The organism is Paenibacillus pinihumi DSM 23905 = JCM 16419 (assembly GCF_000422505.1).
Taxonomy (GTDB): domain Bacteria; phylum Bacillota; class Bacilli; order Paenibacillales; family Paenibacillaceae; genus Paenibacillus_D; species Paenibacillus_D pinihumi.
Genome location: NZ_KE383867.1, coordinates 266683 through 288275, shown reverse-complemented (window position 1 = coordinate 288275; position 21593 = coordinate 266683). Strand labels below are relative to the sequence as shown.

At 50.4% G+C, this 21593-nt stretch carries 15 protein-coding genes; 2 read left to right on the top strand and 13 right to left on the bottom strand.

Annotated elements, in window-relative coordinates:
* Window positions 1–6 precede the first annotated feature (6 nt).
* The gene (locus H583_RS0127275; RefSeq protein ID WP_028563258.1) at window positions 7–2322 is read right to left on the bottom strand and encodes a glycoside hydrolase family 95 protein; all 2316 of its coding nucleotides are present in this window, start codon (window positions 2320–2322) and stop codon (window positions 7–9) included.
* A gap of 237 nt (window positions 2323–2559) precedes the next feature.
* Here H583_RS0127275 and H583_RS0127270 point away from each other — a divergent pair, with 237 nt between their 5' ends.
* Window positions 2560–3426 carry an AraC family transcriptional regulator gene (locus tag H583_RS0127270; RefSeq protein ID WP_028563257.1) on the top strand — a complete coding sequence of 289 codons (867 nt, stop codon included), beginning with the start codon at window positions 2560–2562 and terminating at the stop codon, window positions 3424–3426.
* Window positions 3427–3626: 200 nt separating this feature from the next.
* Here H583_RS0127270 and H583_RS0127265 read toward each other — a convergent pair whose 3' ends face one another.
* The 7 genes from H583_RS0127265 to H583_RS0127235 form a co-directional block, all read right to left on the bottom strand.
* Window positions 3627–6695 carry a discoidin domain-containing protein gene (locus H583_RS0127265; protein WP_028563256.1) on the bottom strand — a complete coding sequence of 1023 codons (3069 nt, stop codon included), beginning with the start codon at window positions 6693–6695 and terminating at the stop codon, window positions 3627–3629.
* A gap of 169 nt (window positions 6696–6864) precedes the next feature.
* Entirely contained in the window at window positions 6865–7683 is an 819-nt protein-coding gene (locus H583_RS0127260) for a carbohydrate ABC transporter permease (protein ID WP_028563255.1), read from the bottom strand.
* The gene (locus tag H583_RS0127255) at window positions 7683–8561 is read right to left on the bottom strand and encodes a carbohydrate ABC transporter permease (protein ID WP_028563254.1); all 879 of its coding nucleotides are present in this window, start codon (window positions 8559–8561) and stop codon (window positions 7683–7685) included. Before H583_RS0127255 ends, H583_RS0127260 begins: the two co-directional genes overlap by 1 nt.
* A 63-nt stretch (window positions 8562–8624) precedes the next feature.
* The gene (locus H583_RS0127250) at window positions 8625–9941 is read right to left on the bottom strand and encodes an ABC transporter substrate-binding protein (protein ID WP_028563253.1); all 1317 of its coding nucleotides are present in this window, start codon (window positions 9939–9941) and stop codon (window positions 8625–8627) included.
* Between the two features lie 108 nt (window positions 9942–10049).
* The gene (locus H583_RS0127245) at window positions 10050–11660 is read right to left on the bottom strand and encodes a response regulator transcription factor (RefSeq protein WP_028563252.1); all 1611 of its coding nucleotides are present in this window, start codon (window positions 11658–11660) and stop codon (window positions 10050–10052) included.
* Window positions 11653–13440 carry a sensor histidine kinase gene (locus H583_RS0127240; RefSeq protein ID WP_051237094.1) on the bottom strand — a complete coding sequence of 596 codons (1788 nt, stop codon included), beginning with the start codon at window positions 13438–13440 and terminating at the stop codon, window positions 11653–11655. Before H583_RS0127240 ends, H583_RS0127245 begins: the two co-directional genes overlap by 8 nt.
* Before the next feature lie 30 nt (window positions 13441–13470).
* Complete coding sequence (locus H583_RS0127235) at window positions 13471–14415, bottom strand: aldose epimerase family protein (RefSeq protein ID WP_028563250.1); 945 nt, start codon at window positions 14413–14415, stop codon at window positions 13471–13473.
* Between the two features lie 791 nt (window positions 14416–15206).
* Between H583_RS0127235 and H583_RS0127230 the strand changes: the two genes are divergently transcribed.
* Window positions 15207–16556: a lytic polysaccharide monooxygenase gene (locus H583_RS0127230; protein WP_028563249.1), complete on the top strand. Its 1350-nt coding sequence runs from the start codon at window positions 15207–15209 to the stop codon at window positions 16554–16556.
* Between the two features lie 140 nt (window positions 16557–16696).
* Here H583_RS0127230 and H583_RS34490 read toward each other — a convergent pair whose 3' ends face one another.
* The 5 genes from H583_RS34490 to H583_RS0127205 form a co-directional block, all read right to left on the bottom strand.
* Window positions 16697–17209, bottom strand: a complete 513-nt coding sequence (locus H583_RS34490) for an MgtC/SapB family protein (protein WP_036711186.1) — start codon at window positions 17207–17209, stop codon at window positions 16697–16699.
* A gap of 126 nt (window positions 17210–17335) precedes the next feature.
* Window positions 17336–18367 carry an ABC transporter ATP-binding protein gene (locus H583_RS0127220; RefSeq protein WP_028563248.1) on the bottom strand — a complete coding sequence of 344 codons (1032 nt, stop codon included), beginning with the start codon at window positions 18365–18367 and terminating at the stop codon, window positions 17336–17338.
* Entirely contained in the window at window positions 18364–19407 is a 1044-nt protein-coding gene (locus H583_RS0127215) for an ABC transporter ATP-binding protein (protein ID WP_028563247.1), read from the bottom strand. Before H583_RS0127215 ends, H583_RS0127220 begins: the two co-directional genes overlap by 4 nt.
* A 32-nt stretch (window positions 19408–19439) precedes the next feature.
* Window positions 19440–20585, bottom strand: coding sequence for an ABC transporter permease (locus H583_RS0127210; protein WP_036711184.1), 1146 nt, complete (start codon window positions 20583–20585; stop codon window positions 19440–19442).
* Window positions 20586–20588: 3 nt separating this feature from the next.
* Window positions 20589–21587 carry an ABC transporter permease gene (locus tag H583_RS0127205; protein WP_028563245.1) on the bottom strand — a complete coding sequence of 333 codons (999 nt, stop codon included), beginning with the start codon at window positions 21585–21587 and terminating at the stop codon, window positions 20589–20591.
* Window positions 21588–21593 lie beyond the last annotated feature (6 nt).

Genomic DNA, 21593 nt, shown 5'->3' with positions numbered 1-21593 from the left:
ATCAAACTATCCGATAGCGGTTACCTGAAGACGGCTGTCCAGTTCATATACACGCCCTGCCTCAAGCTCCAATGTCACCACCGTCTCGCCGGCACGTACAACAGCGTTCGTAGAGGAGTAAGCTTTGATCACCGCTCCGCTCAGTGCCCCCTGCTCCCAGGCTGCATCAATCTCCAGATTGCCCTTCGCACGCAAGCCTTCATAAGAACCGCTCTCCCATGCCTTCGGAATAGCCGGCAGCAGATGAATTTCTCCAGCATGGCTCTGCAGCAGCATATCTGCGATCGCCGCCGCTCCGCCATAATTTCCGTCAACGACGAATATATTGGTCTCCGCACCAGCTACTCCGGCTTTGGAATAGGTCAGCAGGTTGTCGAAGCAGAGCTCGCCAATGAGATGATTTACATGCTTGGCTGCCCGCTCCCCGTCATGGAGTCTGGAGAAGCCCGATGCAAACAAGGCCGCAGTAAACTCAATATCCTCCAGCTCCTCTGTCTGCATCCGGCCGAGCAGGGTCTTGCGCACAGCTTCGCTCAGCTCAGGCGTCTTGTTCGGCGCGATTTGGCTGCCCGGATACAGCCCATACAGGTGGGAGAGGTGGCGATGCTCCGGCTGTGCTTCCTCGTAATCCTCCAGCCACTCCTGCAGTTGTCCCTTCCTGCCGATTTGCAGCGGCGGCAATTGTCCGATTGCCGTTCTCAGCCGTGCTTGCAGCTCCTGATCCGTATCCAGCAGCTCAGCTGTTTCCAAAACAAAACCGAACAGATCCCGCACCAGCATCTGGTCCATCGTAGAGCCCATTGTCAGCTGCTGTGCGCCCTCCTCGGGCGCTCCCGGATAGAAGCTGTTCTCCGGCGAATTGGAAGGTCCGGTTACGAGCCAGCCGTACTTCGGATGAATGACCATATAGTCCAGGAAGAAGATAGCAGCTTCCTTCATGACCGGATACGCCTGCTGCTCCAGAAATCCGCGGTCCAGTCCGTATTCGTAGTGCTCCTTCATATGGGTAGCGATCCATAGACCGCCTGTGACATTCAATCCCCATGAAGTCTCCCAGCCCGGAACTGTGAAGCCCCATGCATTGGAGAATACATGCGCAACCCAGCCATCACACCCGTAGAAATCCTTTGCCGCGAGGCGTCCTGCTTCCGCCAGACGCCCGATATAGTTCATCAGCGGAACATGGCATTCTGCCAGATTGCTGATCTCAGTCGGGTAATAATTCATTTCCGTATTGACATCCAGATGGTAATCACAGCTCCAGGCCATCCGGTTCGCCTCCCCGTCATTCCACAACCCCTGGAGATTGAGCGGCAGCGGGGAATCTGCTCTGGAGCCGGCAATTGTCAAATACCGTCCATATTGATAGAACAACGCCGTCAGTGCCGGATCATCGGTATGCCCGTCCCGCAGGCGTCTTGTGCGCTCATCTGTCGGGAGTTCGCTGTACGGGGAACTGCCCAAATTGACGCTTACACGTTTATATAAGGACTGATAATCGGAGAGATGCTCCTCTTTCAACTGCACATAATCCTTGGACTGTGCAGCCTGAACTTGTCTGCGGCTGTCTGCAATCCAGCTCTGGCCCGACTTCGCATAATCCGTATGGACCGCAAAGTAAATCACAGCCTCATCTGCCCCTTCGATGATAATCTCCTGGTCCTTGCTTTGAACCGTACCTCCTTCAACCTTGACAGCCAGTTCACCCTGGCACAGAACGCCACATTGGCCGTTGCTGTGGACATCCTCCAGCGCCTGTCCTGAGAATACAAGTGTATGCGGATCAACCAGAGAAGCTGTAAATTCCTTGGTGCGCCCTTCAAGACGAAGCGTAAAGCTCACCTTTCCGGGCTTGTCACCCTTAATCCGGGATACAACAATGCCTGCGGGATGCGAGGCAAAGGTCTCTCTTGCAATCGTGTAATCAGAGCCTCTATATGCAGCCTCTGCAACAGCCGTCTCCAGATTCAGCTCACGAACAACCGACTGCATCTGGTCCCCATAGCGCAGAACCACATCGCACAGTCGAAGATGTGTCCCGAAGTTGCCTTTCTTCGGCTGAAGGAATTCCTTGGCCAGACGGTCGCCCGCCGCATAATCACCTTTGAAAAATGGCTCCCGCATCTGCTCCAGAGCAGCTTTGCCGTCCGGTGAACCTGTGATCCGTTCGGATTTGCCGGACCAGTATGTGACCTCTGTCATGTTCCAGGTCTCTTGCTCCAGCCCTTCATGAACGACTGCACCTATTCTGCCGTTGCCAATCGGAAGTCCTTGCGCCCAGCCTGCTGCAGGGCCGTTGTACCAAAGCTTGAAGTTGTTCATTTTTTCCATCCTCTCGAGTATGCTGCTGCTGACCGCCCGGGGTTCCAATACACAATCCGGACTGGCTGCAAGCTTGTTCATATATTGATAATTAATCCGCTAATAAAAGCAGACCGCTTTCATAAATTTCGTAGTTATTGTAACATGGTTAAGGAATGATGTATTTGCTTCGTCATCCATTCATTTGATGATTTGTCCGCTAATATTTTTAAGCGATATGAAATGGAGAGCATTGTTATGAAGACGCTGAATGAGCTTACCCCCTATGTCGGGGATTCGATGAGTTATCTCTATGCGGGCCGCTCCAACGAGAAGCTGCGGGCCGGCAATGTATTTGCCTTTCATTTATTCAACGATGGACCAGGAGAGATGGAAGTTAATGGAATCCGCTACCCGATTGAGAGCAAGACGCTCATATTTGTAAGGCCGGGGGAGCCGCATGCGTTCCATGTGAAGCCCGGACACCGTCTTTCCTCATACAATATTTATTGTGATTTGTGGGAGGCGCAGCGGCCGCTATCACCAAGCCGCGGCTTTATATATGCGCCAGAGCCCCTTCATATGGACCCGCTTGCGCTTACCGAGGAATGCCCGGAGCTGGATTCACTGCCGAGCGCATTTTCGCTCCAGCCCTATCCCTGGCTCTATGAAGCATTCGTTACCCTCTCGAATGTCTACAGCAGCTCCTTCCATTACCGGATGGAGATGGTCAATCAACTGCTCTATGCCTGGATTTTGGGCTGGTACAACGTGATCCATACCCGCCAGCCTACCGACTACCGGATCGTCAAGCTGCTGGCTTATTTAAACGAGCACCCGGAAGAGCCTGGCTCCATTGAATCCTGGGCCGTCCGGTGCGATCTCAAGCGCTCTTACTTTTACTCCTTGTTTGTCCGGGAGACAGGGCTGACGCCCAAAGCCTACCATCATAATCTGGTCATGCGGCGTGCCGCCAATCTTCTGCTCGAAACGGAGCTGTCCGTCACCACCATTTCCGATATACTCGGTTATGTATCGCTTCACCCCTTTACCCGGCATTTTAGTGCCTACTATGGAGTCAGCCCGCGCCAGTACCGATTGAAGCGGCCTAACTCGATAAGTTGAATGGCAGGCTCGAGCAAGTCCGCCGTGTGAAAAACCGGCAGTTCAGATCCGGCTCGACCCAACCCTACTATAATCTTTGGAACACGGGCTGTCTTTGCCTGCAAGACTGATTATTTGTTTAACACTACGAAAGAAATAACAGCCATCCCCTCCATGCAGCAGTAGCGGAGAAGATGGCTGTTTGAGATTTCGATATGCAATTATTTGTAAATTGTGAAAATCAGATCACGGTTGCCTCCGCTCTCTGTATGCCAGGTGGCTCCGCCGTCTGTGGACAGCCGCTCAAAGCCTCCCGCGTACGGATTGGCATCGCTATAGGCAAAACCGTATTTATTATTCGTCGATTTATCATCCTTCGACTGCGGGGAACGGAGAATCAGACCATATTTTTTGGACGTATCCAGCCCCGTCAGACGAGGGAAAATCGCATACGGCATCGGTGTGCCCGGCATATTGTATGGATGAAGAGCAGCGCTGAAGAGCACTTCAGAAGGATTATCATGCTCATCAAGCAGAACAATATCCAGATAGAGATTATCCTCCGGTACCTTGTTGACATAGCTCTCGTACAGATAGACATCCATTCTTGGCAGGCCCGAGGATGTGAGCGTGAATGTCTGCATCCGCTGAACCGCATCGCGGATATCCGAGTAGGTTTCGTATGCAGCCCCGCTGTTGTCCTGATCAATGATGCTTCCGGTATTGCCCGGTACATGATAGGCTTCAATTTCCTGAATGGAAGGAATGAACCTCGCATTCTTGACGTACAATCTGATCTTGGTTGTGGACACCGCAGAAAAATTGAACTCCTTGCGGTCGCCGATCGTATACCCCTTGGTCAGATCGACGTAGCTGGAACCGTTCCAATATTGGAGCGCATACGTTTCGATCTGGAAACTTTGATTGCCGCTTCCGTATTCATGCACGACAACCCTGTTTACATCTGTCTGTGCTCCAAAATTGACCTCAATCCACTGATTGTTCGCCGTACCTCCCTCTGCGCTCCAGCGTGTCGACAAGCTTCCGTCCGTCACTTTGGATGCCTCATAACCGGTTTGGGCTGACCAGGTTGACGAAGCTGCCGCAGGCTTGCCAAGCGCCAGATTCACCGGCTCCGCAGGCCAGCTTGTGGACTGCTCCGAAATTCGGATAATGACCGACTCTCCCGGCTTCAGAGTCCGGCTGTAGCTTCCGGAGTAAACACCTGTCTTCGTCTTGCTGTACAGCTCCGTCAATGTATAAGACGCGCTTGGATTCAGCCCAAGGTCCTTGAAGGCAACAGATACCGGGAGCGGCTGATTCATATTCCAGTTGGACAGCCCGACAACCTTGTCCCCGTTCGTATCCGTCAAATAGATAACATCAGGCGAATGCTCCAGCTTATGATAAAAATTCGTCATCCTGACCGGCTTGGCTGCCTGGCCCTTTTTCACCAGAGCAAGCAATTCCTCATTCATCAGAACATCCATTCTGTCATCAGCCAGGAATGGAACATTGTCCCCGACCAGCCAATGTCCACCGCCCAGAATAATTGAGGTGGCAAGCAGCTTTGCTTCATTTAATGTCATTTTGTTAAAGCCGTCAATAATGTTCTCCGGGAAAATCATATCCGGATCGTTATAGGCATACATCGTACCATTCGTCCACCAGGATGCCGACGTATTGAACGCCTGACGCTCGATGCCCGGATACGACTCCAGGCCGATTGTCGTATCAACAGCTGTCCTTCTGCCGTGTGCCTGCCCGGAAGGCATTAACGGTGCAATGGATTCATTAATGAAAATGTCCTGCGGCGCGGCCATCAGCAGATCGCGCATGAGATCCATCCCGATCCGATACGCCTGCATGCCATTCTTCGTTGTGTCATAGAAGCTGCCCTCGTACATGCCAAGATCGATGAAGTCGAGCTTCACATAATCAAAGCCCGGATTGACATGATAGGTCTCCATAATCCAGCTCAGATAGGCCTGCCCGCCCGGATGGGTCGCGTCTACAATGTACGTATTAATATAAGATTTGATCGGATTCCCCGCAGCATCCTTGAGGGCAATCTCTCCAAAGGTATAAGACGTTCCCGGCACGGTCGAGTTTAAATCATCAAAAATCGCAAACGGCGCTGAATAAGTCCCTGCCTTTAATCCTTTGCCATGGACGTAGTCGACGAATTCATTCAAATTCTGCACATCTGTCTGCCCCGGCACTCCCTGGTAGCAGCAGTCGAGATTCATATAATTATAGCCCAGTGATTTGAGGTGGTCGGCAAAATAGTCCGTAAGGGGCAGCAAGGCATCTGCCGTCGGGTAAGTATAGTAAGCATACCAGGTGTTGAAGCCGATCGGCACATCTCCGCTCCACTCCAGCTTGGGCTCGCCTACGGCATATACTTTGCCAAAGGTCTCCAGCCCGTCACGGTAATCGTCGAAGTATCCGAGGAAAAAACGGTCGGAGGAAACAGAGGGGCCGCTCATCTTTCCGCCCGCATTGTAAACGGTAAAGCCGCTCAGCGGACCATTAGGTGCAGAAGCCTGGCCAAGGTGCTGCATGCTCTTCCAATTGGTGGTCGTCGCTGCCCCTGCAATAAAGCCCTTCTGGCTGATATTGTCGAACATACCGGCCACCCAGTAGCTCCTGCCGTTGAAAGGGCTCCACGTTTCAACGAACCCATGCGGGCGGTCATCCCCATTTTGGCTCTTGCCAAAATCATTCACCGGGGCTACGCCAAAGTCATAGTTGTTCGTATAAGGCGCCGTATAAATGCGCTTGTCGGTGCCCGGACCGATATCGAGGTTGTTCGCGGCAATCGGTTCCAGGAAATTGACGGTCAGTCCTCCCGGACGGCTCACTGTCATATCTGCGAGCAGATATGGCTTGTCCTCATACATTGCAAGGTGCAGCTCAATCGTAGAACCGGATGAGAGACTGCTCGTAATGGTCAGCTTCTTGCCGCCCGTCCCATATCCGTCTGATCCGATAGACGTCCAACTGGCCGTTCGGGCTGCCGGGTCTGACGACTTGTACCGTGTGGAGCTTCCGTCCAGCCCATAATTCGAGTAGAAGCCGGACATCAGTGTATTGCCGCTCTGCTTAAGCTCCCCTGTCCCTGAAGACAGGTCATACGTGACGGACAGAATCCCATTGGTAGCGGTTACAATATTGCCCGTCTGTGAAATTTCCACTCCTGCTGCAGACGCTCTGGATGTCTCTGACGACAGATACAATGAAAATCCGAGCGTCAGAATCACGAAGAATTTCACGCTTTTCATCAACATGAATAATCCCTCCGAATGAACGAGTAGGCGCATTTCATCCTGGTGCAGCACGCCCCGAAGCTCATTATATCGTGAGGGATTGACAGCGAACATTCAATTATTTGTGCGAACGGTGTTCAATTTTTTGCCAGTTGCCGGTTTAAGGGGCAGACCATGTCTGCCCCTTCACCTAACCTTTCACAGCCCCGGCTGCAATCCCCTTAATGATATATTTCTGCATCAGCAGGAAGAAGGCAATAATCGGGATCATTCCCATTACCGCATAGGCAAAGGCCAAGTTCAGATCACTGCTGTACTGGCCGAAAAAGAAATACTGCTGGAGCGGTATCGTCCGGTACGCCTTATCCTGTAAATACAGGAGGGGCAGCAAAAAGTCATTCCAGATAAACAGCGCATTAAGCACGAGTACGGTTGCCGTCACAGGTTTGAGCAGCGGCATAATAATCCGGATAAAGATACCCGGCGTCGAGCATCCGTCAATCTTGGCAGCCTCCTCGATCTCCGTCGAGATTGCACGGATAAACCCTGCATAGAACAGGACGCCCATCTGTACGCCAAACCCGCCGTAAATCAGGGCAATTCCCCAGTGCGTATTCAGCAGTCCCAAATCCTTGCCCAGCTTGTAAAGGGGCAGCATCGTAATCTGGAACGGAACGACAAGTCCGGCGAGAAATACGATAAAGATGAAATTATAAAAGGGCTTGTTGCGTCTGGCAATGGAGTAGCCTGCCAAGGCGGAAACGAAAATAATAAGCGTGATCGAAATCGCCGTAATCAGAAAACTGTTCAGCATGGCGGACGGATAATTGGACGCGCTCCAGGCGGATGCAAAGTTGGCCATATTCAGACTTGAAGGCAAACCGTAGAAGGAGTCAAAGGTTTCCTTGGGCGTCTTGAGCGCCATAAGCAAAGCGACATAGAACGGGAACAGAAATACCAGCGCTGCCAGCAGAACGGCGGAGAAGATAGCGGTCTGTCTGATTTTCATTAGAGGTCTACCTCCCGCCTTCTAAAAATTGAGATTTGCACAACGGTCACGATGACGAGAATCAAGAAGAAAATCATCGACAAGGCCGTTCCGTAGCCCGCCTGGAAGGACGAGAACGAGATTTTGAAAATATAGGTGGTGATTACCTCGGTAGAGAATGCGGGTCCGCCCTGAGTCGTCACATAGACGAGATCGAATACTTTCAGTGCGCCCGTGAGCACCAGCAGCATATTAATCGTAATGGAGGGAGCGATCAGCGGCAGCGTGATATGCCAAAATGTCCTGGTCGTGTTTGCCCCGTCGATGCGTGCGCTCTCCAAAAGCTCGCCGGGCACGCCTTGCAGACCCGCGATGTAAATGATCATCGGCGACCCGATGCCCTGCCAGACAGCAATAATAATCAGCCCGAGCAGCGCATAATCGGGATCGCCCAGCGGACTTGTAAGCTCAACCCCAAAATAGCTGAATAAATTCGGAATCCCGATCGCGTAGTTATATTTCCATATAAATCCTGATAGTACAATCGAAATGACACCCGGCAGGAAAAATACGGTCCGGAATACATTCTTGAATTTCAGATAGCTGTCGAGCAGCAGCGCCAGCAGCAGCGCGATCACATTGACCAGAATCGTGATGACAATGGCATACTTGAACGTATTCCATAAAGCGCTCCACAAATCGCTGTCTGCCAAAGCCCTGGTATAATTGCTCCAGCCTATATATTTCGCTGATGGGGACAGGCCGTCCCAGCTGGTCATTGAATAACCGACTCCCATGCCAAGCGGTACGAGAACCGCCAGCGTAAACAACGCCAAGCCTGGGATGAGAAACAGCACATACCACAGCTCGCCTCGAATGATTCGTTTTAAATTTGCCATAGCTTCCCTTTCCCGATGTATAACGGCATAGGCAGCGCCTATGCCGTTATCTCGTGATGCCCGTTATTTGTGATTTTTTTGCACCCAATTGTCCATCGCCTGGATCACTTCATCCTCAGTTGCCTTGTTGAAGAACAGCTTCTGAAGATTCTGGATGAGCTGTCCGGACCAGTCAATTGTCGTCTTGGCCAGATACACCTGGGAATCATACATATCCCCGCTGTCAAAGTACGGCTTCAAATCATTGACAGCCGGAGCGATATTGGTATCTGTCCCTTTCACATAGCTCAGGGAGTTGATGTTCTTTACAAGCAAATCTCCGCCTTCCTTACTCGCCATAAAGGCCAGGAACTTCTCAGCGGCTTCCTTGTGCTGTGATTTGCTGCTGATGGCAAGGGATGCATCCGGGTTGAATTCGAGCTTGTTCAGCTTCTCGTCATTGCTGAACGGGTAAGGGAAGTAGCCCATATTATTATAAATGTCAGGATTTTTCTTCTGAATGTCTGCCAGCGGCCATGTGCCCATGTACATCATCGCCGCTTCGCCCTTGGCGAACAGATCGACTACGCCGTTGTAGTCCACGCCGAGCTGGTCTTTGTTTCCGAGAGCAAAAAGCTCCTTGGCATGCTGAATTGTCGTTTTGATCGCCGGGTTGTCTGCGAATTTGACCTCACCGGTCTCCAGCTTTTCGAAGAAATCCGGCTGATTGGCTACCAGGGCCGTATTGCTTGGCAGGTCCCTGCCGATCCACATGCCAAGGGTCCAGCCGTCTTTCCAGCCGAGCGCGAATGGTGTCTTGCCTGCCGCTTTCACCTTTTCAGCCGCTGCGATCATTGCATCATAGGTTCTCGGCACCTCAATGCCAAGCTCGCTGAATATTTGTTTGTTATAAAATACCGCGATCGGGTTCGCGTTCATTGGCATAATGTAGTTCTTGCCATCCGTTTTTTGAGAATCAACGACACTCTGTTCAAAGTTCGAAAGGAACGGCTTGCCGCTCAAATCCTCCAGGTAGCCGCCGTCCACGAACAGCTTGGTCTGGGCTCCCGCATTCAGCGTAAAGACATCCACGACATCGCCACCGGCCATTTTTGTTTTGAGCAGCGTATAGTAATCATCATATTTAACAGGCTGAACATCTACCTTGATATCCGGGTTTTCGGTTTCAAACTGTTCGACAATTTTATTCATGCCATCTGTAAAATCACTTTTGAAATGCATAAAGGAAATGGTCACTTTCTCTCCATTGCCCGCAGCCTTGCCGCCTTGTGGCGTATTATCAGGAGTGCCTCCGGTTTGCGTGCCGCTGTTGCCGCCGCAGGCCGTCAGCATCAGCATAAGCGCCAGCAGACACAAGCCAAGCTTATTGCTTTTTTTCATTTTACTTCCCCTCTTCTACTGGTGATTAAAACGAAATGTTCCTCGCTTTGTATCTAGCTTACCGTGCAACCGGAAGACGGGTAATAAAATAAATTGTGCTCGTCATGTTCAATTTTTTGCAGGCGGGCGCAAGGCATGCTCCCGGTACTCAGACGGAGTCTGGTCCGTAAACTTCTTGAATACCTGGCTGAAATAACGCTGATTCTCGTAACCGACCAGCTCGGAAATTTCATTGATTTTGCGGTCGGTATCCCGCAGCAGCTCGCAGGCTTTCTCCATTCGCTTCCGCGTCATGAACTCGACGAAATTTTCACCAATGGCGGATTTGAACAATTTGCTTAAATAGGTCGGATCGAGATGAAAACGGGTCGCAACATCAATCAGGCTGATATTCTCAAAATACCGAGCTTCCAAAAACGATGTGATCCGATCCATGATATGGACGGAATCCGCCCCCTCACTGCTCTGAAAGTGAGCCGCTGCCGCAGCGCCCAGCTGATCCACAAAAGCGCTCAGCTGCCGCAAATCCAGAATGCCTGCAAGCAGCCCAGGCTCCCTTAGAGCAGGAAAGGCGCTAGGCAGTCCCTTGACCTCCGACGCAGCCAGCCCGACAATCTGGTTCAGCTCCAGATGGGCGTCGCGAATGGTCAAATCCGGGCGCTTGGCAAGCTTCGATACAAATTCACCCAGCAGCCGGCGGCTGCTCTTGCTGTTGCCGGAAGCAAACGCATGACCAAGCTCCTTGAGATCAAATGAACTCAGTACCGGGGCACTGACATGCTGTTCTTCTGCGGCAGTGCCCCCGCCACTTGTCATGATGGACAATCCCTGCGTCTGCAACGGGTTGGACCACAGCGCCGTATTCGCCGCTGCATACGCCTCAGGAAGCAGCTCAAGTCCTGCGCTTGCGGGACTAAGACCGACAGCCAGATCGCTGCCAAGCATCCTTGAGACTGCCTGATGGAAATCACGAAGCAATTGAACGGTACGGTCCGCATTATAGTCATAGCCGGGCAGGATGAGGCATAACCGGGTGCTGTCGTCCGTCTTGTAGATCAGCAGGCTGTCGTCCTGCATCACCTCTTGCAAAATATTTTCCACACTGAACATAAACAAATCGGCATTGCCGTGAAATTTCGTCCTGGCCGTCTCCTGAAATTGGCGCAGCATGCACACCGCAAGCTGATAGCTGTTGCAGGCATCCGTAATATCCAGCTCTGCAGCCTGGCGGTTCATATCCGATAGATTGGCAATACGGCGCCCCGTCACATGCTGTAAAAATTCCTTGCGTCTTAGGCCAAGCATCTCCTCGCTGGATTTCTTCTGCTGCTGCATGCTGCTGTATTCACGGCAGGCTTCAATGGCCTTGAGCATCGCCTCTCTCAAATCCGGAATCGAGACCGGCTTCAGCACATACTCGCACGCCCTGTATTTCAACGCCGCTTTCATATACTGGAATTGGGAGTAGCCGCTAATGACAATGACCTTGATACTGCTATGCAGCGTGTACAGGCTTTCCAGAAACCGTTCCCCGTCCATAACCGGCATATTCATATCCGTCACCACAATATGCGGCGATTTGAGACGAATCAGCTCCAGCGCTTCCTGTCCGTTCGTTGCCTCAGCGACAACCTCGACCGCAAGCGGCAGTTCGCCGATCATTTTGCTGATTGATTTTCTCCCCCATATCTCATCATCGACAACCATCACCTTATACATCTTCAGTGCCCCCTTTGCTGTACGGAATGCGTATGCGGACTGTTGTGCCGATATTCGGCTCGCTGTCTACCTCCAGGCCGTATGGCTGCCCGTAGACAAGACGGATGCGCTCATGCACATTCTTGAGTCCGATCGATACGCCGGAAAAGACTTCAACCGAGCGCCGCTCCAGGCTGGCCCTCAAGGCGGCCAGCTTGCCTGCTTCGATCCCGACACCATTATCCCGAATCCTCAGCACAAGGCTGTCCTCTTCCCTCACTGCGCGAATGCTGATGGAGAGTACCCCCTGATCAAGCCTATCCGCACCATGAATCATAATGTTCTCGATTATCGGCTGGAGCACAAAACGAATCATCCCCTGCTGCATCAGACCATCCGGCACACCGATCTCGGTATGCAGCGCCTCTTCGAACCGGAACTGCTGAATGTAGAGGTAGTTGTTCACATGTGCCAACTCCTGTCCCACCGTGGATTCCATATTTCCTTCATAGAAGCTGTACCGGAACATGTCGCTCAGCGCATGGCACATTTCATGAATTTCGTATTCCCCGCTCAGTACCGCCTTGCCGCCGATCGCCTGCAGCGTGTTGTGCAAAAAATGCGGATTGATCTGCATTTGCAGCGCCAGAATCTGGGCTTCCTTATGGCGAAGCTGCATCTGGTATTCATTTTCGATCAACTCTCGAATCTTCTCGGTCATAAAATTAAAGTTCCGGCCGAGCTCGGACAGATCATCCTTGTTCCGGGTAGACGGCAGCGTGACATGAAAGTTCCCGTTGCGCACTGCTTTCATCGCTTTGCGGAGCATCTGGATGGGCCGGGTAATGAATCGCTGCGCCAGAATAGAGAAGATGAAAATAACGAGCATGACGATAACTAATGCGCCAATTGAAATAAACAAGGTATTCTTCCGGTTCTGGGCGAGCTCCGGGTTCGGATAGACGAGCGTGATGCCGATATTGGAATTATCCAGGTATGATGTGCCGACAAACAGATCTCCGCTGCGTGTAAAGGAGACGTTGCGGGGATTGTTATTCGCCCATGGACCCGGATAGCTGAATGGATGAACAACCTGGTTATAATAATCATTTGTGCTGTAAAAGATTTCGCCGCGTCCGTTTTGCAACACAATAATATTGGGCGGGCTGTTGTTCTCCTCAATCGTTTTGACAAAGTCTTTCTTCTGGATATAGAAGACGAGCGATCCGTACTTTTGCTTGTAGAACGGGTCATAAATCGGGATCGCATAGACAAGCAGATCATTCCCCAGCAATGGCTCGTTATAAGCGAACATCATGGACTGCTGAAACGGCAAATTGAGCATCTCCATATAGTGCGGGATGCTCCTCTCCAATTGAATCGTATCGTAGCTGGCCGCTCTCGACCAGGCGTCCCTCAACGTGTTGTCCTTGCCATAAACCATGATTTTGATAATGTCTTTGTTCTTGTTGACAACCAGACGGTAGTAATTTTCCAGTGACTCCTTGACATAAATCGTCTCCGCGTCATTATAATTTGGCCCGTGCTCCATCAGGCCGATAACGCGGTTAAACGAGTACACTGCCAGGGCGGAGGTGGAAATATTGCGAAAATACTGGTCCAGCCCGCTCGATAAATAGCCCGCATTTTGTCCGGAACTGCGAAACATCGTCTTCTCCAGGGAATTGGTGCTGGAGAGATAGAACAGACCTGACAAAATCAAAAGGGGAATGAGCGAGATCAACATGCTGCTCCAGACAATCTTGGCGCTGATGCTGCGGTTCATGAACAGCCGCTTCATGATGCATTCCCCCTTGTTTTCCTTGCAGAATTAAGCAATGACGATTTCCATATGCCACTGATATTTCCCGCCTGCCGGGACAACTGCAGTTTCTCCTGTTGACATGGCATGGCTTAAGTCATCCATGCGGCCTGTTGCCGGCTCAATTGCCAAATGGTAGTAACCGCCATAGCTTCCGTAGTTGGCCCAAACTGCCAGATAAGGCACCTGCCGGGCAGGAAAACGGAATTCAATCGACTCACCGGTTGCCGGGTCGTGAAGCGAAGCCCGGCCTGTGTCCAGCTTCCCGGTAAAATAATATTTTTCCGCAGTTTCAGCGCTCATTGGCTCTGTTTTCCCAAGATCAATGACCTGGCTTTCCTGCCTGATAACCGGCCATGGCTGCTTGTCCCCGAATTGTCCCAGACGGCTGCCCGCGGAATAGGAAACCTCAATCTCATCCGGCGATCCGGTTACTTGCAGCCGCATTCCCTCCGTGATCTGAAGCAGCGGATGGGCCGCCCACAGGAACGACAACGGCGATCCGCCGCGGTTATGAACCTCATAATCAATCCGCAATGTATTCTCCGCGGTAAAACGATAGGTTTTCTTCAGCGTATACGGGAAGACCGGACCTTCTACCCGGCAGTGCAGTTCCTCTCCTGATCCTTCTGCCTGCCACGCAAGCGACCACACTTCACCATGGTCGGGAATCGAAGCTCCTTCATAAGGCGCCTCCGGATACAGGCATTCATTGATGGACGGGAACATCTCATCCCATCCGCTCTCGTCACTTTCGGCGAAGGATGTGCCAAAGCCCTTGTTGCCGAGCGGCTTGCCGCTCCTCCACAGCCACTCCCGTCCGGTCTTGCGGCTGACAAGGGAAATCACCTTGCTCCCAAGCTCCGGAATCATGCACAGTGATATATATCCGTTATCTCCCACCCAGGCGTCATAACCCTCCCGCTTCTCTTGCGTCCAATATATATGTGTCATCACTTTTCCTCCATCATCGGAAATACCGCCTTGGAATACCGCCCTTGTCTGTGACCCGGTCAGCCCAAAGCTATTAGGACAGCTGCGAAACTTGCCCCCTCACAGATCAACATGCAGACAGTCATTCTCCATACTAGCATTCTATCAGCAATGCCGGTTCGATCAAATGCAATAATTTGGTCTGATACTGTTCAAAAATTTGCAGCCGTTATGCAAAGCAAATTTATTTTTGTGGTGTAAGCGATTTCAATTGTGATTGGTGTCCAGCTTACCATAAACATGAACCTGTCAGCAATGGCCGGGCAGCAGCAATTTGTCCCACCCCGGCGACGAAGCATAGGCTGATTATAAGGAAAAGAGTTGAGAAGACAATTGACGTTTTTTTGCTTAAAAGACGCATAATATTGCAGATTTCTCGCTTATATTTGCTAAAAATTTTTAATATTGGACTTTTTGATTGACAACATTTCCTTTTTTTATGCTATAATAGATTCAGTATTACAAGATTTTACTGCTTGCACGTTACGCTTTCTCTCGACTTATCCTCTTTCTATTCGCCCGCCTTACACCCTACTTATTGACACAGTCTGTATCTACTACTATTCATCATTCCTTCTTTACTTCATTTCCGGCTTTTCGATCTTATCTTTCAACCCAAGTCTGTGTATAGGCTCATTTGAGTTTATATAAATCTAAGGACAGAGGAGGTTGGTACATGAGTTAAGACGATCAGATTTCAGCACAAGCATGCATCTGCAAGCCATCTTACAAAACCAAGGAGGAAAAATCACATGAACACAATCCAGATGCCTCAATCGGGTGTAAAAAAGTTTTTTGCTCTCGCACTTATTATGGCGCTCGCCTCATCCCTTTTTGTAATCGCACCGCAAACTTCTTCTGCCCACGGCTATGTTGAAGGACCTGCAAGCCGTGCAGCACTTTGTAAATCAGGCCAGAATCAGAACTGTGGTTCGATTGTATGGGAACCGCAAAGTCTTGAAGCTCCTAAAGGTTTCCCTGCTGCAGGACCGGTAGACGGAAAAATTGCCAGTGCCAATGGAGCATTCCCTGAGCTTGACCAGCAGTCGGCTACACGTTGGGCTAAAGTAAACATTAACTCCGGACCAAACGCCTTCACTTGGAAATTCACAGCCAACCACAGAACAACAAACTGGAAATACTACATCACCAAGCCAAACTGGAATCCAAATGCTCCACTGACACGCAACTCGTTTGACCTCACTCCTTTCTGTACGGACAACTACAACGGAACACAGCCTCCTACGACTTACACCAGCAATTGTAATGTTCCTGCGCGCACAGGATATCACGTTATTCTCGCTGTTTGGGAAATCCATGATACTGTAAACGCATTCTATAATGTTATTGACGTTAATTTCTCCGGCAGCAATCCTGCCGACACGCAACCTCCTACAGCTCCGTCTGCACTTGCTGCATCGGGCACAACTACAACCAGCGTATCCCTTTCCTGGAACGCCTCCACAGATAATGTGGGGGTTTCCGGATACCGGATCTTTCAAGGCGCTAACCAGATCGGAACGGTTTCCGGCTCTACTTTGAACTACACGGTAACTGGTTTGACTGCAAACACAACGTATAACTTTGCTGTCAGAGCGTTTGATGCTGCTGGCAATGTGTCGGCTAACAGCAATTCCATCAGCGTAACAACGCTGGCTCCATCCGGTCCTGATACTCAAGCCCCTACAGCTCCAGGCGGACTGCATGTTATGGGAGCGCCTACATCCTCCAGCATTATGCTGATGTGGAACCCTTCCACAGATAATGTAGGTGTAACAGGCTACCGCATTTACCAAGGCTCCAATCTTGTTACAACAGTATCCGGAACAGCTACAAGCTACACCGTAACAGGTCTGAACCCAAGCACCACGTATTCGTTCAGTGTATATGCTTTTGACGCCGCCGGTAACCAATCCGCTGCCAGCACTGTAAGCGGAACAACTGCTGCCGCTTCAACCGCACCAGCATGGGCTCCAAATACAGCTTACGCTGTGGGTGCAAAAGTCACTTACAATGGTGCTGTGTATGAGTGCAGACAGGCTCACACGTCCATCGTAAGCTGGGAGCCTGCTACAACACCGGCATTGTGGCTGTTGAAGTAAGCGACAATTATCGTACCAAAAAAATTAAGGCGTTAAAACAAACCAGCCCTCCATTTTCTGCCCAGGCAGAAATGTTGAGGGCTGGTTTGTTTATTCTGCTAAAATGCTTGAGTTCATGCTACAGCATTATTATGCAAAATTCATTTATTCAAAGCCGACAAATCCTTCTTCTCGCTTGCGTGCATCCTGTCATGTTCCAGCTTCTCGATCAAGCCGCCCACCCGGATAAAGACGAAAACGGTAATGATCGTAAAGATGACGATGCCATAGAAGCCCGCGCCAATACCGATCCCGACGCCTCCCGCAAACAAAATCATCGCCGCTGAAGTGAGTCCCTTTACCTCAAATCCGCTTTTCATAATAAGACCCGCACCCAGAAAGCCAAGACCGGATACGATTTGAGCCGTCAGGCGCATCGGGTCCATCATCGTCCGGTTATGCAGATGGCTGTACATTTCTACACTCTCAATCGAGACAATTGTAATTAAAGCCGAAGCAACTGTAACGAACGTGTACGTCTTTACGCCCGCCGGCTTATGCTTGTGCGTCCGGTCAAATCCGATCAGCAAGCCCAGGATGGCACTGATCAGGATGCGGATATAGATTTCATACTGGGCAAAAATTGTTGTGAAAAATGTTACAATGTGTTCCATAGCAGCCTCTCCATTATTGTTATCGGGCTGTAGCTGAAAGGCTGATGCAAATCAGCCCTCCCTCTCCTGAAGCTAATAGCTTCTTCACTTAAAAGCGTAGTGATGAAAACATCACTACGCTCCAAATCAGATCGCACTTGCCGTCTCGTCCTGTACGCCCTGCAGGTTCAGCTCTTCTGCATAATGGCAGGCAGTAAAATGGTTGTCGGCTACCTGGCGAAGCTCAGGCGCCTGCTGCACGCACTTTTCTGTCTTGTAAGCGCAGCGCGGGTGGAAGTGACAGCCGCTAGGCGGATTAGCCGGGTTCGGCATTTCGCCCTCCAGAATGATCCGGCTCTTCTTCAGCTCCGGGTCAGGCTGGGGAACTGCTGACATGAGCGCTTCTGTATACGGATGCTTCGGGCTGCTGAACAAGGATTCCGTTGTCGCCAGTTCAACAATTTTGCCCAGATGCATAACCGCTACCCGGTCAGAGATATTCTGTACAATCGAAAGGTCATGAGAGATAAAAATATAGGTAATTTGAAATTGCTCCTGCAGGTCCTTAAGCAGGTTAATGATCTGTGCCTGGATCGATACGTCCAATGCCGACACGGCCTCATCGCATACGATCAATCGCGGACGCATAATCAGCGCCCGGGCAATCGCAATCCGCTGCCTCTGGCCACCGGAGAAAGCATGCGGATATCGCTGCAGATAATTGACATTCAAGCCAGTCTTCTCGGCGATCTCCATTACCTTCTGTTCTACCTCGGACTTGCTCAGCTTAAAATTGGCAATAAGCGGTTCGGCAATAATATCGAACACACTCATTCTCGGGCTAAGCGAGGAATACGGGTCCTGGAAGATCATCTGGATATTTCGCCGGTACTGCTTGGAGTGCTTCCCTTTCAGCTTGAGAAAGTCAATCTGTTGTCCGTCCTCTGTATGGTAATAGACATTGCCGGAAGACGCATCCATTCCCCTGACAAGACAACGCCCAAGCGTGGTCTTGCCGCAGCCCGATTCCCCTACAATACTCAATGTCTCTCCTTCGAGCAGCTCGAAGGAGATATCATTCAACACGTGTACAGAAGCAGGCTTGCGGAACAAGGCTTTTTTGGATTTGACTTGGAAATATTTATTTATATTTTCGACATTTAAGATTTTTTTGGTCATTGTGCTTCTCCTTCAAGCTGATCCGAATACAGGAAGCATCTTACGCTGTGCTGATCGGAGATATAGGTTTTCGGCACAGCCTTTGTATTGCACACCCCTTCGATCCGGTCCTTGCAGCGTTCATAGAAACCGCACATCGGAGGCATGTCGATCGGCATGGGAACTGATCCTTCAATAGAATCGAGCCGTTTGCTCTTGGTCCCGCCAAGCCTTGGCATCGATTTGAGCAAACCCTTTGTATACGGATGCTTCGGATTATAGAAGATCTCTTTCACCGGTGCCTGCTCCACAATTTTGCCCAGATACATAACGGCTACCTCATCACACATTTGTGCAATGATTCCCAAATCATGCGTCACCAGCAAAATGGCCATCCCCAGCTCCTTCTGCAGTTCGCGCATCAGCTCCAGTACCTGGGCTTGAATCGTCACGTCCAGTGCAGTTGTCGGCTCATCGGCAATAAGCAGCTCCGGATTACAGGATAAAGCCATTGAGATCATGGCCCGCTGCCGCATTCCACCTGAGAACTCGTGCGGATACTGGTCAAAACGCTTTTCTTGATCGGAAATGCCTACCTTGGCCAGCATTTCCAGGGCGATCTTCTTGGCTTCCTTCTTATCCTTTGTCCGGTGAATCAGAATGGCTTCCATAATCTGATTGCCAATCGTATACATTGGAGAGAATGCCGTCATTGGCTCCTGAAAGATCATCGCAATCTTCCGTCCGCGAATGGAACGAATTTTCTTCCCGGTAGGCGGCAGTGACAGCAAATTCAGATTGTTGAGCGCCTTTTCAGACTCCGAATGGTATACAATATTGCCTGTCGTCTCACATTCTTTGGGATTGATGCTGATAATCGATCTGCTGGTCAAGCTTTTACCGCAGCCGGACTCGCCTACCAGTCCTAAAGTTTTGCCTTTATAAATATCAAAGTCTACTCCGTCCACTGCGTGCATGACTCCGTTATCCATTTGAATCTGGATCTTAAGGTCTTGAACGGACAGTAGAGGTTGCTCCGTGCGAGCTGCCTGAGTCGTCATGCTATCCCCTCGCTTGCCTCTTAGTAATTTCCTTATTTCTTATATGGGTCTGCCGCATCGCGCAGGCCGTCACCCAGGAAGTTATAGGTGAGTACAGTCAAAATAACGATCCCGAGCGGGAACAGCTTCCAAGGATACAAGGCAACGTTCTCAATCTTTTGGGCTTCCTGAAGCAGTACGCCCCAGCTTGTAGCCGGCGAGCGGATACCGAGTCCGAGGAAGCTCATGGCAGTCTCGGCGAGAATCATGCCCGGGATCGCCAGTGTCGTCGCCACAACCAGGTAGCTGATAAAGCCCGGCAGCAAATGCTTGACAATAATTTTGCCATCGCTCACCCCGGCGATTTTCGCAGCCACGACATAATCTTCATTTTTAAGAGAAATGAACTTGCCCCTTACGACCCTCGCCAGATCGGTCCAGCCGATGAAGGCGAAAATAATAACGATGTACAAATACATAGTCACGACAGGTATGCGGGGCGGAATTGCCGCCGATAATGCCATCCACAGCGGAAGTGTAGGAAAGGAACGAATAATCTCAATGATGCGCTGAATTACAGAATCCATCCAGCCGCCGAAATAACCGGAGATGCCTCCGAGAAATAAGCCAATTACGAAGCTGATTCCGACCCCGACGAGCGGAATGCTAAGTGAAACCTGGCTTCCCAGCACAATACGAGAGAACATATCCCGGCCCATGCCATCCGTTCCAAGAAGGAAAATGCGTCCTGGCTCCTCAACGCCAAGCAAGTGCAGGGAGGTTGGGATGAGGCCCAGAAATTTATACTCCTCGCCCCTCACAAAAAATTGAATCGGATAGCGATTTTCCGTATCCGCAACGAACATTTTACGCATGGTCTCCGGGTCGCGCTCGGACTTGAGCCCGTATACAAACGGCTTGAAGTGGAACTTGCCGTCTGCATCTATAAAATGCAGTCCCATCGGAGGCGCGTTGACATATTTGCTATCATAGCTTTGCAGCCCGTAAGGGGCGATAAATTGGGCAAATAAAGCGACAGTGTACAACACGGCCAGAATAACCAAGCTGATGCGAGCCAGCTTGTGCTTCTTGAATTTTAAATAGATCAGCCGCCATTGCGAGCTGTAATTGGCATCCTTGGTTTTTGCCGGACTGATAACTGCGGGTTTTTGTCTTTTGAATACAGGTAGTGTTTTCATCGCTTAGTTACCCCTGAACTCTGTACGGATTTTTGGATCAAGCCATGCAAGCAAAATATCGGAAATCAGGGTACCAACTACGGTCAGCAACGCCATGAATAACAGCCAGGAGCCGGCAAGATACATGTCTTGACCGAGCAATGCGTTATACATGACAGGTCCCTGAATCGGGAGGTTCAAAACAATTGCCGTAATCGTCGCACCTGTAAAAATGGAAGAAAGCGACCATCCCAGCGTACTGACAATCGGATTCAACGCTGCGCGTGTCGGATACTTCCACAGAATGCTCCATTCTGACAAACCTTTGGCTCTTGCTGTCACCACATTCGGCTTGTTCAGCTCATCCAGCATCTGACCCCGCATTATTCGGACCAGATCGGCTGTACTGGAAAGCCCGATTACAATAACCGGTATAATCAAATGCTTCATCAGATCGAATACCTTTTCCATAGACCATGGCGCATTTACATATTCATTGGAAAATAAGCCGAGCAGCGGGTCGCCAAACCATGTATACGACAGATACATTAAAATAATGGCAAGCAAAAAGTTTGGTGTCGCCATACCGATAAAGCTGAGGCCCGAGAAAAAATAATCTCCTGCAGAGTATTGCTTGACAGCTGTATAGATACCGATAGGAATGGCCACTGCATATTGAAATAGCATTGTGACTAGCGATACGACAATCGTAAGGCCCATATACTGCCCTACGACGTCAATAACGGGCTTATTAAAGTTAAACGAGAAACCAAAGTCACCATGCAAAATAATTTTCTTCATCCACACAAAATATTGCTCATATACCGGACGGTCCAGGCCCAGATTGGCCCTCATTTCATCCATCTCTGCCTGTGTCATGACATCGCCTGCTGCCGACATTTTGGCCGAGTAGCTGGACACATAGTCACCTGGCGGAAGCTGAATGATATAGAAAACAACAAACGAAATCAAGATCACAACAGGTATGACCAATAGGATCCGCTTTATAATGTATTGAAGCATCTCATA

What these genes read in the sequence shown, in the direction of transcription:
- H583_RS0127275 (WP_028563258.1), bottom strand. Translation starts at nt 2,322, where the DNA reads ATGAACAACTTCAAGCTTTGGTACAACGGCCCTGCAGCAGGCTGGGCG.
- H583_RS0127270 (WP_028563257.1), top strand. Translation starts at nt 2,560, where the DNA reads ATGAAGACGCTGAATGAGCTTACCCCCTATGTCGGGGATTCGATGAGT.
- H583_RS0127265 (WP_028563256.1), bottom strand. Translation starts at nt 6,695, where the DNA reads ATGTTGATGAAAAGCGTGAAATTCTTCGTGATTCTGACGCTCGGATTT.
- H583_RS0127260 (WP_028563255.1), bottom strand. Translation starts at nt 7,683, where the DNA reads ATGAAAATCAGACAGACCGCTATCTTCTCCGCCGTTCTGCTGGCAGCG.
- H583_RS0127255 (WP_028563254.1), bottom strand. Translation starts at nt 8,561, where the DNA reads ATGGCAAATTTAAAACGAATCATTCGAGGCGAGCTGTGGTATGTGCTG.
- H583_RS0127250 (WP_028563253.1), bottom strand. Translation starts at nt 9,941, where the DNA reads ATGAAAAAAAGCAATAAGCTTGGCTTGTGTCTGCTGGCGCTTATGCTG.
- H583_RS0127245 (WP_028563252.1), bottom strand. Translation starts at nt 11,660, where the DNA reads ATGTATAAGGTGATGGTTGTCGATGATGAGATATGGGGGAGAAAATCA.
- H583_RS0127240 (WP_051237094.1), bottom strand. Translation starts at nt 13,440, where the DNA reads ATGAAGCGGCTGTTCATGAACCGCAGCATCAGCGCCAAGATTGTCTGG.
- H583_RS0127235 (WP_028563250.1), bottom strand. Translation starts at nt 14,415, where the DNA reads ATGACACATATATATTGGACGCAAGAGAAGCGGGAGGGTTATGACGCC.
- H583_RS0127230 (WP_028563249.1), top strand. Translation starts at nt 15,207, where the DNA reads ATGAACACAATCCAGATGCCTCAATCGGGTGTAAAAAAGTTTTTTGCT.
- H583_RS34490 (WP_036711186.1), bottom strand. Translation starts at nt 17,209, where the DNA reads ATGGAACACATTGTAACATTTTTCACAACAATTTTTGCCCAGTATGAA.
- H583_RS0127220 (WP_028563248.1), bottom strand. Translation starts at nt 18,367, where the DNA reads ATGACCAAAAAAATCTTAAATGTCGAAAATATAAATAAATATTTCCAA.
- H583_RS0127215 (WP_028563247.1), bottom strand. Translation starts at nt 19,407, where the DNA reads ATGACGACTCAGGCAGCTCGCACGGAGCAACCTCTACTGTCCGTTCAA.
- H583_RS0127210 (WP_036711184.1), bottom strand. Translation starts at nt 20,585, where the DNA reads ATGAAAACACTACCTGTATTCAAAAGACAAAAACCCGCAGTTATCAGT.
- H583_RS0127205 (WP_028563245.1), bottom strand. Translation starts at nt 21,587, where the DNA reads ATGCTTCAATACATTATAAAGCGGATCCTATTGGTCATACCTGTTGTG.